Annotated in this window: 13 protein-coding genes and 1 riboswitch; of the genes, 9 read left to right on the top strand and 4 right to left on the bottom strand. The window is 60.9% G+C overall.

The genetic code is table 11. The features are described from left to right. Positions 1 to 43 precede the first annotated feature (43 nt). Positions 44 to 117: riboswitch (Fluoride riboswitch) on the bottom strand. A gap of 178 nt (positions 118 to 295) precedes the next feature. Together DNI29_RS06820 and DNI29_RS06815 are read left to right on the top strand one after the other, a co-directional pair. After that, on the top strand, positions 296 to 847 hold the full coding sequence (locus DNI29_RS06820; protein WP_110977356.1) for a fasciclin domain-containing protein: 552 nt from the start codon (positions 296 to 298) through the stop codon (positions 845 to 847). Between the two features lie 61 nt (positions 848 to 908). Further along, positions 909 to 1,202, top strand: coding sequence for a hypothetical protein (locus DNI29_RS06815; RefSeq protein ID WP_110977355.1), 294 nt, complete (start codon positions 909 to 911; stop codon positions 1,200 to 1,202). A 127-nt stretch (positions 1,203 to 1,329) separates the two neighbouring features. Here DNI29_RS06815 and DNI29_RS06810 read toward each other — a convergent pair whose 3' ends face one another. Then, positions 1,330 to 1,704 (bottom strand): hypothetical protein, encoded by a 375-nt coding sequence (locus DNI29_RS06810; protein ID WP_110977354.1) that lies wholly within the window; start codon positions 1,702 to 1,704, stop codon positions 1,330 to 1,332. 148 nt (positions 1,705 to 1,852) lie between these two features. Between DNI29_RS06810 and DNI29_RS06805 the strand changes: the two genes are divergently transcribed. Together DNI29_RS06805 and DNI29_RS06800 are read left to right on the top strand one after the other, a co-directional pair. After that, positions 1,853 to 3,445, top strand: coding sequence for a sensor histidine kinase (locus tag DNI29_RS06805; RefSeq protein ID WP_110977353.1), 1,593 nt, complete (start codon positions 1,853 to 1,855; stop codon positions 3,443 to 3,445). Continuing rightward, entirely contained in the window at positions 3,442 to 4,497 is a 1,056-nt protein-coding gene (locus DNI29_RS06800) for a response regulator (protein WP_110977352.1), read from the top strand. The genes DNI29_RS06805 and DNI29_RS06800 overlap by 4 nt, the downstream gene beginning before the upstream one ends. Before the next feature lie 140 nt (positions 4,498 to 4,637). On the opposite strand, the gene DNI29_RS06795 is transcribed toward DNI29_RS06800, so the two are convergent. The 3 genes from DNI29_RS06795 to DNI29_RS06785 form a co-directional block, all read right to left on the bottom strand. Then, entirely contained in the window at positions 4,638 to 5,375 is a 738-nt protein-coding gene (locus DNI29_RS06795) for an SDR family oxidoreductase (protein WP_110977351.1), read from the bottom strand. Between the two features lie 76 nt (positions 5,376 to 5,451). Then, the gene (locus DNI29_RS06790; protein ID WP_238388033.1) at positions 5,452 to 6,336 is read right to left on the bottom strand and encodes a helix-turn-helix domain-containing protein; all 885 of its coding nucleotides are present in this window, start codon (positions 6,334 to 6,336) and stop codon (positions 5,452 to 5,454) included. Positions 6,337 to 6,450: 114 nt separating this feature from the next. Continuing rightward, positions 6,451 to 6,945 carry a hypothetical protein gene (locus DNI29_RS06785; RefSeq protein ID WP_110977349.1) on the bottom strand — a complete coding sequence of 165 codons (495 nt, stop codon included), beginning with the start codon at positions 6,943 to 6,945 and terminating at the stop codon, positions 6,451 to 6,453. A gap of 177 nt (positions 6,946 to 7,122) precedes the next feature. On the opposite strand from DNI29_RS06785, the gene DNI29_RS06780 reads away from it, so the two are divergent. From DNI29_RS06780 to ccoN, 5 genes are all read left to right on the top strand, one after another. Then, a complete protein-coding gene (locus DNI29_RS06780) occupies positions 7,123 to 9,585 on the top strand; it encodes a heavy metal translocating P-type ATPase (protein ID WP_110977348.1) in 2,463 nt (820 codons plus the stop codon). Positions 9,586 to 9,593: 8 nt separating this feature from the next. Further along, positions 9,594 to 9,764 (top strand): cbb3-type cytochrome oxidase assembly protein CcoS, encoded by a 171-nt coding sequence (gene ccoS / locus DNI29_RS06775; protein ID WP_110977347.1) that lies wholly within the window; start codon positions 9,594 to 9,596, stop codon positions 9,762 to 9,764. Between the two features lie 375 nt (positions 9,765 to 10,139). Then, positions 10,140 to 11,036: an SDR family NAD(P)-dependent oxidoreductase gene (locus tag DNI29_RS06770; RefSeq protein ID WP_110977346.1), complete on the top strand. Its 897-nt coding sequence runs from the start codon at positions 10,140 to 10,142 to the stop codon at positions 11,034 to 11,036. Positions 11,037 to 11,072: 36 nt separating this feature from the next. Further along, entirely contained in the window at positions 11,073 to 11,999 is a 927-nt protein-coding gene (locus tag DNI29_RS06765) for a helix-turn-helix domain-containing protein (protein ID WP_110977345.1), read from the top strand. Between the two features lie 500 nt (positions 12,000 to 12,499). Continuing rightward, positions 12,500 to 14,710, top strand: coding sequence for a cytochrome-c oxidase, cbb3-type subunit I (ccoN, locus tag DNI29_RS06760; protein WP_110977344.1), 2,211 nt, complete (start codon positions 12,500 to 12,502; stop codon positions 14,708 to 14,710). Positions 14,711 to 14,715 lie beyond the last annotated feature (5 nt).

The raw sequence follows: 14,715 nt of genomic DNA, 5'->3' as shown, positions 1-14,715 counted from the left end.
GCGAACAATACGATGAAGCTCACCGGCCACCACAACAGCGGCCGATTCAGTAGGAATCATCAGCACGGGGCGCGGGGCTCCGGCGGTTCGCGGTGGAAATCCATCACCGTATGCAGGGTAAAGATAACGCCGCGCCGCATTGGGTGCAGCCCTACCCCATGAAACTTGTTGTAAGTCCCGCTTCTCACCAAGTGCCTTAGTGCAGAAGGCAAGCACGACCTGAAACAGCCAGCTTTTCCAAACCAGCCCTCCCACCTAACGTAAACAGCTATTTTTTAATCATTTGCAATCTACTATGAGTCATAAAATCGGCTTTTCCCTCCTGCTCAGCAGTTTGCTTACTCTGGGCCTGGGTGCCACCACCGCCTCAGCCCAAACCGGTGATGCCGTGAATGCAACGGCCAACGGCAACTTGCTGGGCATGTCGAAGCTTTCCACGGAGCACACTACCCTGATGAAAGCGGTGAAGGCCGCCGGCCTCGAAGAGGCAGCCCGCGGCACCACCAAATACACCGTGTTTGCGCCCAACAACGCAGCATTCGACAAGCTGCCCGCGGGCAAGCTCAATGAGCTGCTACGCCCCGCCAACAAGCGCCAGCTGGTGCAGCTTATTGGCTACCACGTAGTACCGGGCAGCTACCTGGCGGCCAACCTCACCGATGGGCTGCAGCTGCAAACGGTACAGGGCGAAACCCTCACTGTGGTACGCCAGCCTAACAGCATCACGCTCAAAGACAGCAAAGGCACCGTGGCCACCATCATCAACGATGATATTGTGGCTGAAAACGGGATTATTCACTCCATCGATACCGTTTTGATGTCAGGCGGGGCCTCTGCTTCAAAATAGAACCCGCGCCTACCCCCTACCGCAGTACGAAGGCCGCCGCATTCGTCTTACCTTTGCCGTTATGAAACCGCCGTTATTTCACATTGGGCAGGAAGTTATCTGCACCAACGACGACTTTACCCTGCTGCTGGTCCAGAACCCCAACATCCAGACGCCCAAGCGCGGCCCCATTTATACCGTGCGCGGCCTCTATGATACTCACCGCGGCTACGGTATCACCCTCCACGAAATTCATAACGCCGAGGTGGCTCCCGGCTTCCCGGAAGCCAACTTCCACGAGTCGCGCTTTGCTCCGGTGCCTCCGCTGGAAGAAATCAGCATTGCCGACGCCATTGAGGAAAGCGTAACGGTGTAGGTTGAGCGAGTTACTTGAACGAAAAAGCCGCCCTGTCGAGTCTGACAGGGCGGCTTTTTTCAAAACGCAAGGTAGAGGCGGCCGCCGAAACATGGTGTTCTTTCATCAGTTGCCAGCCGCCGCTTTCTTAATCTCCGGGGAGGGCGGTTGTTCTGAATGACTGGCTACCAGATGCTACCCCCACCTGCACCTTCGATAGGATAAGGGGCGCTAGGTTGTCGGGGCGAGGCAGGCCTTCGGTGCGCCATAGCTCCAGGCCCTGCCGCACCAGTACGCAAGCCGGCAGCTGTACCGGCTCAAAACTGCGAACCACGGCCTCATAATCGGTAGCATTGATGCGCAGCACCTGCACGGCCGGCCCCAGCTGGCGCTGTAAACGGGCCTGATCAGCAATGGAAAAGACCGGGATGGGCTCTGCCTGCCGGGCGACGGCAGGAAGCATCACCAACAGCACGGCGGTGGCGGCTGATTCTTCGGTCGGGAAAGGCAAAGTGCCGGGCATGGACACGGGAGCTAGTGGAAAGTAGCTCAAAACTACCACCGGGCCCACGGCCTCCCGATGACCGGCGTCAGGCAGAGCTCCTGATATTGATCATCCGTTATTTGTTGCGAAAGTTGTTCCGGTGCCCTCTCTTTGTACGCTCCCTGCCATGCCAGCTCACATCCCCGCCAACTCCCTGACCGATATTCTTTTTGAGCAAGCCAACCACTTTGTTGGCTTGTATGACGTGGCGCAGGGCTGGTTTACGCAGGTAAACCCGGCCGGGTATCAGCTACTAGGCTATCCTTCGGCGCAGGCCTTCTACCACGACCCCGTACGCGCCCTACGTTCCCGGCAACTCCCACCCGAAGAGTGGGCCCGGCTGTGTGAAGAGGTGCTTCAAACCGGACGGCAGGAGGTGGAAGCCGAGCTGAGTCGGCTATCGGGCAGCTCGTTTTGGGCCCGGCTGGAGCTGCACAGCTTCACGCACGAGGGCAAGCCACATCTGGTAGTGCGTATTACGGATACCGACCATCTGCGCGCCACCGAGCGCCGCCTGAGCCAGAGCGTGGGCCGCTTCGAGGCCGTGTTTGCGCATGCCACCATCGGCATTATTGTGTGCAACCGGCAGGGCGACATCGTGCTGGCCAACGAGAAGGCCCAGGAGCTGTTCGACTACCCTACCGGTGCCCTACTAGGCCAACGCATTGATCTGCTGGTGCCCGATGCCATGAGCCACCGCCACGAGCGGCTGCGCGAATCGTTTAATGCCAACCCCCAGGTGCGCGCCATGGGCCACAACCGCGACCTGCAGGCCCGCCGGCGCGACGGCTCCGTGTTTCCAGTGGAAGTCAGCCTGAGCTACTTTCACCTCGAAGATGAGCTGTTCGTGGTGTCCTATGTCATCGACATTACGTTTAAAAAGGAAGCCGAGCGGGAGCTGATCGACCAGCGCCAGCGCGTGGAGCGCCTCAATGCCGAGCTGGAGCAAAAAGTTACGGACCGCACCCATGCCCTGATGACGACTCTGGCCCAGCTGGAAAAGCGCACCGAAGAGCTGGGCCAGGCCCTGCGGGCCGAGCAGGAACTGGGAGAGCTGAAGTCACGCTTCGTGAGCATGGCTTCTCATGAGTTTCGGACCCCACTCACGGCCGTGCTCACCTCCACCGCTCTGATTGAAAAGTACCCCGGCACCGACCAGCAAGACAAGCGCGTAAAGCACCTGCAGCGCATCCGGGCCTCCGTAAATCACCTCAACGACATTCTGGAGGAGTTTCTCTCGGTGGGTCGCATTGAGGAAGGCCGCATTGAAGCCCGGCCGGTGGAGCTGAATTTGGGCCAGCTACTGCACGAAACCATAGCCGACGTGCAGGGCCTGCGCAAAGCCGGCCAAACCATTGTGCCTGAGCTGAACTGCCCCGCTCCCGTGTACCTGGACCCTTCCTTGCTGCGCAAAATCCTGGTAAACCTGCTTTCTAATGCCCTAAAGTACTCCGGTGAGGGCTCTCTGGTGCGGGTGCGGGCCCAGTGTCAGGGTAGTCAGGTGCTGATTCAGGTGCAGGACCAGGGCGTGGGCATTTCGCCGGAAGACCAGCAACATCTGTTCGAGCGGTTTTTCCGGGCCCGCAACGTGGCCAACGTGCCGGGCACTGGCCTGGGCCTCTACATTATTGCCAAATACCTGGAGCTCATGAACGGCACTATTTCGCTGCAGAGCGAGGTAGGCGTTGGCACCACCGTCACCATCACCATTCCCCTATGAAGACGATTTTGCTCATTGAAGACAGCGAGTTTATCCGCGAAAACACCGCCGAAATTCTGGAGCTGGCCGGTTACGCGGTCCTGACAGCGGAGAATGGCAAAATCGGCGTGGAAAAAGCCCTGGCTACCCGCCCCGACCTGGTGGTGTGCGACATTATGATGCCCGTGCTGGACGGCTACGGTGTGCTACAGATTTTCAACCAGAACCCGCAGCTGGCGGGCGTGCCTTTCATCTTCCTGACGGCCAAAACCGAACGCACTGACCAGCGTCGGGGTATGGAGTTGGGCGCCGACGACTACCTGACCAAGCCTTTTGATGAAACCGAGCTGCTGAGCGCCATCACCGGCCGCCTGAACCGCTTTCAGCACCTGCGCCCCGACTACGATCTGCAGCAGCCCGGCGCCCTAAACGAGTTTCTGGATGATGCCGCGGCCTTGGGCAAGCTCACCGACCTGGTGGCCGACCGGCGCCCCCATGCCCTGCGCAAAAAGCAGGAAGTGTACGTGGAGGGCGACGAACCCACGCGGCTTTACTTCGTGCAGGAGGGTAGGGTGAAAACCGTACGGCGCACCGCCGCTGGCAAGGAGCTGATTACGGGCGTGTACGGCCCCGGTGAGTTTTTCGGCTACCTCCCCCTGCTGCAGCAAACCCCGCACGACGACACGGCCGTGGTGCTCGACGACGCTACCCTGCTTTATATCCCGCGCGAAGATTTTACTCAACTGGTGCACCGCAACCCCACCGTGGGGCAGCAGTTTATCCGGCTGCTGGCAGGCTGCGTGAGCGAGCGGGAGCAGCAGTTGGTGGGCATGGCTTACAACTCGCTGCGTCGCCGCGTAGCCGATACGCTCCTGCGCATGCACCAGGAAGCCGGCGCTACCCCCGAAACCCTCATCCAACTCTCCCGCGACGACATGGCCGCCGTAGTGGGCACCGCCCCAGAATCCTTGATCAGGACCTTGAGCGAGTTCCGGCAGGACGGTTTAGTGGAGCTGACCAGCAAGGGAATCCGGGTGCTACAGCCCCAGAAGCTGCGCCAGCCAAACTGGTGAGCAACTGCGGCGGCTACAGCACCCGGATTCCTGCACTAGTGCAGGACAAAGCTGTGTTAGTTAGATTTTCTCTGTGCTGGTGATGACGCCTACTGCCCTTTGTAGTTCTGGCTTGTGAGGGAGGTAGGCGCCATTACTATTTACCACGGGCTCACGCCGGTTTCCGGGGCGTTATCGTCGCTGAAGAACTGGCTGGTTGGGCCATCGGGGCCTATCAAAGCGGCTTTTACCACGCGGGCGGCGGCATCGGTTACTGAGCCGGGGCCGCTGTGGTGGTTAAAGTCGGTGGCGGTGTAGCCGGGGTCCACGGCATTTACTTTGAACGGGGTGTCGCGCAGCTCATAAGCCAGCATGATGGTGTAGGCGTTCAGCGCGGCCTTGGAGGGCTGGTAGGCAGCCCCTTTCACGGGGTAGTACTTCCAGGAAGGGTCGTTGTGCAGGGTCAGTGAGCCTAAGCCCGATGTCACGTTCACAATCCGGGGCGCAGGCGACTGCCGTAGCAGGTCGATAAACGCCTGGGTCACCTCAATTACCCCAAATACGTTGGTGTCGAATACCTCCCGGATAGTGCCAATGCTGGTACCTAGTGGGGGCTGCATCATGCCGCCTAGAATACCGGCGTTGTTGATGAGGACGTCCAACGCCTGCGTTTTCTGCCCCAGAGCCTGGCGGGCAGCGGCAATGGAGGCGCTGTTCGTCACGTCAAGCTGGAGCGGCTCCACCTGGGTCAGGCCTTCGGCATAGAGCTGCTGGGCGGCCTGCTGGCCTTTCTGCAGGTCGCGGCTGCCCAGGTACACGGTATAGCCATTTTGCAGGAGTTGACGGGCGGCTTCAAAGCCAATACTCTTGTTGGCGCCGGTAATAAGTGCAGTTTTCATGGTGGTTTATAGCCTGTGAATGAATGACACAAAACTACCTGGCACCCTGCGCGCCGCTGGCACCTATTCTGCGGTATTACTGGTACATTTCCCGGATGGTAGCGCGGTACTCCGCCGGGGTGACGCCGGTTTCGCGCTTGAAGAAACGGTTGAAGTAGGAAGCATCCGCAAACCCTAAGTCGAAGGCAATTTCCTTAAGCGAATAGGTGGTGTAAAACAGCAGACGCCGGGCTTCCAGCACCAGCCGCTCATGAATATGCTTAATGGCCGATTTCCCGCTCTGGGCCTTTACCACCTCGCTCAGGTGTCCGGCCGAAATATGGAGCAGGGAGGCGTAGGCCCCTACCTCGTGTAGCTCACGGTAGCACTCCTCAATCTTGGCCTGATACGTCTTGAGCAAAAGCTTTTCAGCTGAGGGCTCATCGGCGGCAAACTGCTGGGTGTACAAGCGGCTCAAGTAGGTAAGCAGCACGGCCAGGTGGGCGCTCAGCATGCGGTGCTGCCACTCGCCGGGGCGGGTGTATTCACCCTGAATTTTATCCAGCGTATCCTCTACAAAGGCTGCATCCGCTGCAGTCAGCCGCAGCTCGTGCCCATTATAAGGGTTTTGGATGATGGGCAGCTCACGCAAAGCGGCGTTCTGCTGCAGGGCCAGAAACTCGTTGGTGAAAGTTAGGTAGCTGCCCCAGAAGGGGGTAGGCTCCTCTTTGACCAGCACCTGGTGGGGCGTGGTGAAGTAAAACGTATTGTCTACATGCTCATAGGCAGTCATGTCTGCCCAGTGGCGGCCACTATTATGCTTTACAAATACCAGCAGGTAGTATGCCTTTCGGTGCGGTTTCAGCAGGTCCTCCTCGTACACCAACCCGCCCTCGGAGCGGGTGATGGTGAAGGCGCTGTTACCAACTGCCTCATCCCGCTCAAACGGGTAGGTAGGCACGGGCTGCGGGCTTTTGAGCATATACATAGCCCAAAACTACTTTTTTCCGGAGGAAGGTGGCTACCTTCTTGCTAATGGCGCAGGTAGCTTAAATGGCGCAGGTAGCTCAGCTCCCTCCTTTTGCCCGGGAATACTCTAGGCAGTCTGCTGGGCGGCGCGGTGGTTGAGCACCTGCCCACGTGCTACCCGCAACGACCACCCATGTACCCACGCGCCGGTGAGCAGCAACAGGAGCAATTTTAGAACTTCCAGCCCTATGTACACCAGGTGCAGGGAGCTGGGCGGGGCCGGATGGCCGGCCAGCAAAGCCAGGGCCCGCACATCGAGGGCCGGTAGCAGCCAAAGCGTTTGTAGCGCCAGAATAGTTACCACTACCCCCAGCGCCCCACCCATGCGCGCGGGTATCCGCAGGTAGATGCCACTTGCCACGGCCACGGCGGCCAACGTTAGCTCTACCTTGTTTAAAGCGGCAAACACAATGCGGCCAATGCCCAACCCCAGCGGAATAGTAATGCGGGGCGCGGTGAATTTGAGCGGGGCTTCCAGAAAGGAAATGCCGGCCACCATGCCAGCCCAGACGAACAGGGCCAGCACCAGCAACAAGGAAGCCGTAGCGCGGGAGCGGGACATAGCAACTATTTCAGCAAAGGCAGTTCTGGTGACCAGAACACTACCCCAAAGATGAGGGTTCGGGCCGGCGACTGGGGTAGGAAGATAGTGAGATGAATCAAGGGGGCGGCTGATTTTCGTCAGGTGTGGAGCGCGCGAACGGAGGGAGCTTTGAGCCTACATCAGCTGCCTGAACCTGTGCCAACTCTTGCCCCTGCTCCTACCCCTGTTCGCGTGGCCTGCGCCCACTGCGGCGACGCCTGCCCCGACCAGCCCATCCGGCTGTCGGCCCGGCCTGAGTTGCCTTTCTGCTGCCAGGGCTGTAAGGCCGTGTATGAGCTGCTGGACCAGAGCAACCTTTGTACCTACTACCGCCTCGACGACAAACCAGGCCAGAAAATACCGGAAGTAGAGCTGCCTGGCCGCTTCGACTACCTCAATTCGGAATCGGTGCAAAGTCAGCTGCTAGCGTTTCGCTCCGAGGCGCTCAACCAGCTCACCTTCAGCATTCCGCAGATGCACTGCGCCTCCTGCATCTGGCTGCTGGAAAACCTGTTCAAACTTAACCCCGGCATTACTTCTTCTCGGGTCAACTTCCTGCGCAAAGAGCTTACCGTGAGCTACAACCCGGCCGCCACTACCCTCACGGAAGTAGCGAAGCTGCTGGCCTCGGTGGGCTACGAGCCCCAGATTACCTTGGCCGAACTAGGAGCTCAGCCCCACCGCGCCAACCGTACGCTCTACTACCAACTGGGGCTGGCGGCCTTCGCCTTCGGCAACGTGATGCTGATGGCCTTTCCCGACTACTTTTCCTTCACGGAGCAGTTGCAGGCTTCCTTTGGGCAGTTTTTCGGGTGGCTGAGCCTGGGGCTGAGTTTGCCGGTGCTGCTGGTCAGTGCCCGGGGCTTTTACCGCTCGGCCTGGCAGGGGCTGCGGCATCGCTACATCAACCTCGATTTTCCCATTAGCCTGGGCTTGACGGCCTTATTCCTGACCAGCCTCTACGACATTGCGACCCAGCACGGCCCCGGCTACCTCGACTCGTTTACGGGGCTAGTGTTTTTCATGCTGATTGGCAAGTGGGTGCAGCAGCGCACCTACGACGCGCTGCGCTTCGATAGGGACTTCACTTCCTACTTCCCGGTAGCCGTAACGCGCCTTACGGCCGGCGGCCGAGAAGAGTCGGTGGCGGTGCGGGAACTGCGGGCGGGCCAACGGATACGGGTGCGCCACCAGGAAATTATTCCGGCCGACGCGGTGCTGCTGCGGGGCCAGGGGCAGATTGACTATAGCTTCGTGACGGGCGAAAGTGTGCCGGTGGCGCGCACCAGCGGCGAGGTGGTGTACGCCGGCGGCCGGCAAACCGGCGAGGCCCTGGAGCTGGAAGTGGTGCGCGAAGTGTCACAGGGCTACCTCACCCAGCTTTGGAATAACCCCGCGTTTCAGAAAGAGGAAAAAGCCACCCTGGAAACCTATGCCAACAAAGTAGGCCGCTACTTCGTGGCCGTGACCTTGGTGCTGGCCCTGGGCGCGGTGGCTTACTGGCAGTGGCAGGGCCGCCCCGACATGGCCCTGCGGGCGTTTACCTCGGTGCTGGTTATTGCCTGCCCCTGCGCTTTGTCGTTGGCCACGCCCTTTGCCCTGGGCGCGGCCCTGCGGGCGCTGGGGCGCTGCAAGCTCTTCCTTAAAAATTCCGGGGTAGTAGAAACTCTGGGCCGCGCCGATACCATCGTCTTCGACAAAACCGGCACCCTGACGGACGTAAAACGCTCGGCAGTAGAATACGCGGGCCCCACCCTCACCCTGGCCCAACAGCAAGCCATTGCAGCGGTAATTCAGCATTCTACTCACCCCTTAAGCCAGCGCCTGGCGGCCGAGCTTCCAGCCAGCCATCTGCCGGTGCAGGAGTTCCGGGAGGTGGCGGGCCAGGGCCTGTGTGGTACGGTAGCGGGCGAGGAAGTGCGGGTAGGCTCGGCTGCTTTCGTGGGGGTAGGAAACCCGGCCCCGGAGGCTGGAACGCCCGCAACAGCTGAATCAGCCGCTACCACGGATGGGTTGCAGTCTCGCGTGTACGTAAGCGTGGAGGGGGTGCAGGGCTGCTACCTGCTGCGCAATGTGTACCGCGAGGAGTTGCGCTCCATCCTAGCTGAGCTGAGCCGGCACTACCACCTAGCTGTGCTGTCCGGCGACAACGACACGGAGCAGGACCGCCTGCGGGAGCTATTTGGCCCCCAGGCCGAGCTGCACTTCCGCCAGTCGCCCCAGCAAAAGCTCGACTACGTAGCACACCTCCGGCAGCAGGGCCGCACCGTCATCATGGTCGGCGACGGGCTCAACGATGCCGGCGCCCTGCAGCAGGCCGACGCTGGCGTGGCTCTCACCGATACGCTTACCAACTTCTCCCCTGCCTGCGACGCCATTCTGGACGCCCGCAGCTTCGGGCAACTCAGCACGTTCCTGCGGTTCTCCCAAGACTGCCTGCAGGTGGTGCTGGGCACGTTCGTGCTGTCATTCTGCTACAACGGCATCGGGTTGGGCCTGGCCGTGCAGGGCAAGTTTACCCCCATCGTGTCGGCCATTCTGATGCCCATCAGCTCCCTGAGCGTGATGGTGTTTGCTACCCTGCTGGTGCACTACGCCGCCCACCGGCGCCAACTCTAACCTTTGTCATGGAAATCATCTTCGTTCTCATTAGCATTTCGCTCTGCGTGGCCATGCTCTTCTTACTCGCCTTCGTGTGGGCCGTGCGCAGCCACCAGTACGACGACACCTACACGCCCGCCGTGCGCGTGCTCTTCGATGACCAGGAGGAAAATGCGCAGCCGCGGGGGCAACGCTAGCGACTTTACAGCCCAAGGCCTTGCGGTGTACCGATGCGAGCATAACGCCCTGGGGCTTGTGGTCCGAACCGACGGATAAGCATCACTTCGACGTGGCTGCCGGCTACCTCTTGCCCCGGGCCGCAAGTCTACTGCCTGATGCTACTCTCGCCGCCGGCCAACGGCATCGGCTTAAGGAGCTGTAGCGGCGGGCTTCTGAAAAGGAAGGCAGGGCCTACTACGAGGCAAGCAGATTGATAGGCGCAGCAGGGGAAATAGCAATGGGCGCCGCCGCGTGGTAGGTGCCTCGATTACGCTACGAAGTTCCGCAATCAGGCTACAGCGGGCCGTTGGCCGGATGGGACCTTTGTGCTGTTCACTAACCCATTCTGCTACATGACTTCTCAACCGAATTCCGCCGGCCCGGCATCCGTTACTGGTGCTGCCTCCAAAACCTGGTTTATTACGGGCGCTTCCCGCGGCTTTGGCCGCGTCTGGACGGAAGCCGCCCTGCAACGAGGCGACCGGGTAGCCGCCACGGCCCGGCAGCTGGCCAGCCTGAGCGAGCTGACGGAGAAATACGGTGCCAACGTGCTGGCGCTGGAGCTGGACGTCACCCGGCCCGAGCAGGTGCGTGCGGCAGTTGCGCAAGCGCACGCCCACTTTGGCCGGCTCGACATCGTGCTCAATAACGCTGGCTACTCGCTGGTCGGCACCATCGAGGAAGCCAGCCTGGACGAAATCCGGGCCCTGTACGAAACGAACGTGTTCGGGGCCGTGGCCGTCATCCAGGCCGCGCTGCCCCTGCTCCGGGCCCAGGGTGGAGGGCACATCCTAGGCGTTTCCAGCGGGCTGGGCCACGTAACTTCCCCGGTCATAGGCTACTACTCCTCCTCAAAATGGGCCTTTGAGGCCATTCACGAAAGCTTGGCCGCCGAGGTAGCGCCGTTTGGCGTCAAGGTCACCATCATTGAGCCAGGGGCCTACGCCACCGAGTTCGGCAGCCCGGAGTCGCTGCGCTTTGCGGCCGGCCTGGATATCTACTCCGATTTCAAGAACCACTTTTTCGCGGGCTTAGGGCAAATGGAACGCGGCGACCCCGCGGCCACTCCCGCCGCCCTCTTCGCCGTGGTAGATGCCGAGCAGCCGCCCCTGCGCCTGTTCCTGGGCAGCCACAACCTGCCCTGGGTGCGTGCCGCCTACGCCGAGCGGCTGGCCACATGGGAAGCCTGGGCCGCGGTGGCGGATGCGGCGCAGGGCGGCGCCAGCGCAACCACTGTGGCCAGCCGGTAGTTGTTAGGAAGGTAACCGGGGCTCGGCCCACGAGAAATGAAAAAACCAGAAAACACTCCCTTGCGATTTGCCTCGCTGTCCGAGGCGCACCGGGCGCTAGGCTTGCCGAGCCCCCAGCATCCGCTGATCAGCCTCGTGCACGGCGCCGGCCCGGCCCCGACGGGCGCCGGGCACCGGCCCCACGTGCTGAGCTTTTATAAAATATCGTACCGGCCCCGGCTGAGCAACCGGCTCACCTACGGGCAGGGCTATTATGACTTCGCGGAAGGCGGGTTGCTGTTTGCCGCCCCCAACCAGATTATCGGCGGCACGGAGGAAGATGCCACGGGCGGCTGCTCGCAGTATACCCTGCTGATTCATCCGGATTTTCTGGCCGGTTACCCCCTGGCCAAAAAGATTCAGCAGTACGGCTTCTTCACCTACTCCGTCAACGAGGCGCTGCACGTCTCGCCCGAGGAAAAGGACGTGCTGCTGGCCTTGCTGGATACCATCGGGGCGGAGCTGGCCAGCCGCCTGGACGAATTCAGCCAGGATGTCGTCGTGGCTCAGCTTGAATTGCTGCTGACCTACGCGAACCGCTTCTACAAGCGCCAGTTTCTGACGCGCAAGGCCGTGCACAGCGGCTTGCTGCAGCAGCTGGAGGAAATCCTGGCGGGGTGCTTTCGCAGCGAGGACTTGCCCAGCCGGGGCATTCCGACGGTGCAGTACCTGGCGCAGCGGCTGCACGTGTCGCCCAGCTACTTGAGCGACATGCTGCGGGCCCTGACCGGCCAGAATGCCCAGCAGCACATCCACGACAAGCTCATCGAGCAGGCCAAGGAGAAGCTGAGCACCACGAGCTTGTCGGTCAGCGAAGTCGCCTACGCGCTCGGCTTTGAGCATTCGCAATCCTTCAGCCGGTTCTTCAAGACTAAAACCGCCCTCACGCCACTGGCCTTCCGCCAATCCTTTCGGTCCAACTGACGCGGCCTGATGGGCACCGAGCCTGGGTAAAAGCACCAGGGTAGTCAGCATTCGGCGGGTGTGTCTTCCGGGTCAGCACCGAGCACTGGAGCGCTGGCAGCGCGCCGGGTGTCACCCTACGGCTGGGCTGCCCGTGCGCGCTCAGGATCGGGGTCAATGCCTAATGAATAGTCATGTCGAGCGCAGCGAGACATCTGGTGAACGACGCTGACCCAGATGTCTCGCTGCGCTCGACATGATTATTTCGTTAGGTATCGGCACTTTGTCGGCAGCGGTGGTGCGGGGTGCAAGGAAGGTCCTTGGCTACGTCTTTTTTCGGTTCGCACTGCTCAGAATGACGTTCTGTTACTACGCTGTTCAGCCGTTCTTTTTGCAAGCTTGCTGACCGTTCGGCTTGCACCCGGCCTGACATCAATCAACCCCACGGCTGACTTTCGTCATCTTTTCCGACCCGGCCTAGCAGGACCTTTGGAGTATAAAATCACTCACTCCTGAAGGCTATGCAAGTCGAAGCCCTGCCGCCGGTTGCGGCGCCCAAGTCGCCGGCCGCGCCCCACGTTCCCCCGCGGGCAGTGGATACGTTTTTCTACGACAACAAAATCGTCCGCGACTTTGGCATTGCCACGGTAGTATGGGGTATTATTGGCATGCTGGTGGGCATTCTGGCCGCTTTTCAGCTGGCCCGCCCCGAGGTGAATATGGGCACGGCCTACACCACCTTCGGCCGCATCCGCCCCTTGCACACCAACGCCGTGATTTTCGCCTTTGTGGGCAATGGCATTTTCATGGGGGTGTACTACTCCCTGCAGCGCCTGTGCAAGGCCCGCATGTTCTCCGGCGTCCTGAGCAAAATCCACTTTTGGGGCTGGCAGCTCATCATCCTCTCGGCGGTGGCTACCCTGCCTCTGGGCATCACTACCTCCAAGGAATACGCCGAGCTGGAATGGCCTATTGACATTGCCATTACGCTGGTGTGGGTGGTGTTCGGTTGGAACATGTTCGGCACCATTGCCCGCCGCCGCGAGCGGCACCTGTACGTGGGCATCTGGTTTTACATCGCCACCTTCCTGACGGTGGCCGTGCTGCACATCGTCAACTCCATGGAGTTGCCGGTGAGCCTGCTGAAAAGCTACTCGCTGTACGCCGGCGTGCAGGATGCTCTGGTGCAGTGGTGGTACGGGCACAATGCGGTGGCCTTCTTCCTGACTACCCCCTACCTGGGCATGATGTACTACTTCCTGCCCAAGGCCGCCGAGCGGCCGGTGTATTCCTACCGCCTGAGCATCATCCACTTCTGGTCCCTGATTTTCATTTACATCTGGGCCGGCCCGCACCACCTGCTCTACACCGCCCTGCCCGACTGGGCCCAGAGTCTGGGGGTAGCCTTTTCGGTGATGCTAATTGCTCCCAGCTGGGGCGGCATGATCAACGGCCTGCTGACCCTGCGTGGGGCCTGGGACAAAGTGCGCGAGGAGCCCGTGCTCAAGTTTATGGTGGTGGCCGTGACGGCCTACGGCATGGCCACCTTCGAGGGGCCCTTGCTGAGCCTGAAGAACGTAAACGCCATTGCTCATTTCACCGACTGGATTGTGGCCCACGTGCACGTGGGGGCCCTGGGCTGGAACGGCTTCCTGACCTTTGCCATCTTGTACTGGCTGTGGCCCCGCCTCTACCGCACGCCGCTCTACTCCCGCAAGCTCGCCAACACCCACTTCTGGCTGGGCACCCTGGGCATCCTATTCTACGCTTTGCCCATGTACTGGGCCGGTTTCACTCAGGGCCTGATGTGGAAGCAATTCAACGGGGAGGGCATGCTGCAGTACAGCAACTTCCTGGAAACCGTGCTGCAGATTGTGCCCATGTATTACCTGCGCGGCATTGGCGGGGTGCTGTACCTGAGCGGGGTGTTCTTCATGGTGTACAACCTGGTGAAAACGGCCCAGGCCGGCACCCTGCTCCAGAACGAAAAAGCCCAGGCTCCGGCGCTGGTACCGGCTGAGCTGGTGGAAGAGCACCAAGGTGGCCACTGGCACCGCTGGATTGAGCGCCGCCCCGTGCAGCTGAGCATCGGCGCTACCGTGGCCATCCTCATCGGGGGCGCCATTGAGATGATTCCGACCTTCCTGGTGCGCAGCAACGTGCCCACCATTGCCTCCGTGAAGCCCTACACGGCCCTGGAGTTGCAGGGCCGCGACATCTACATCAAGGAAGGCTGCTCCAACTGCCATACCCAGATGGTGCGCCCCTTCCGCTCCGAAACGGAACGCTACGGCGAGTATTCGAAAGCCGGCGAGTTTGTGTACGACCGGCCCTTCCTGTGGGGCTCCAAGCGTACCGGCCCCGATTTGCACCGGGTGGGCCAGAAGTATCCCCACTCCTGGCACTACAACCACATGATGGACCCCACCAGTATGTCGCCGGGCTCGATTATGCCGCCCTACCCCTGGCTGTTCGAGGAAGATATTGACTACAAGATTCTGCCTGCCAAGATCAAAGCCCTACGCCACCTGGGCACCCCCTACCCCCAGGACTACGACCAGGTAGCCGTGGACGACGCCCGCCGCCAGGCCCAGGGGATTGTGCAGGAGTTGAAGAAGGAGGAAATCGAGGTGATGCCCGACAAGGAAATCGTGGCCCTGATTGCCTACCTCCAGCGCCTGGGCACCGACATCAAAGTGAAGCCCGAGCAGGCCACGGCCTCGGCCCAGTAGCCACC

This window comes from Hymenobacter sediminis, assembly GCF_003231285.1.
GTDB lineage: Bacteria > Bacteroidota > Bacteroidia > Cytophagales > Hymenobacteraceae > Hymenobacter > Hymenobacter sediminis.
This window is presented reverse-complemented; position numbering and strand designations above follow the sequence as displayed.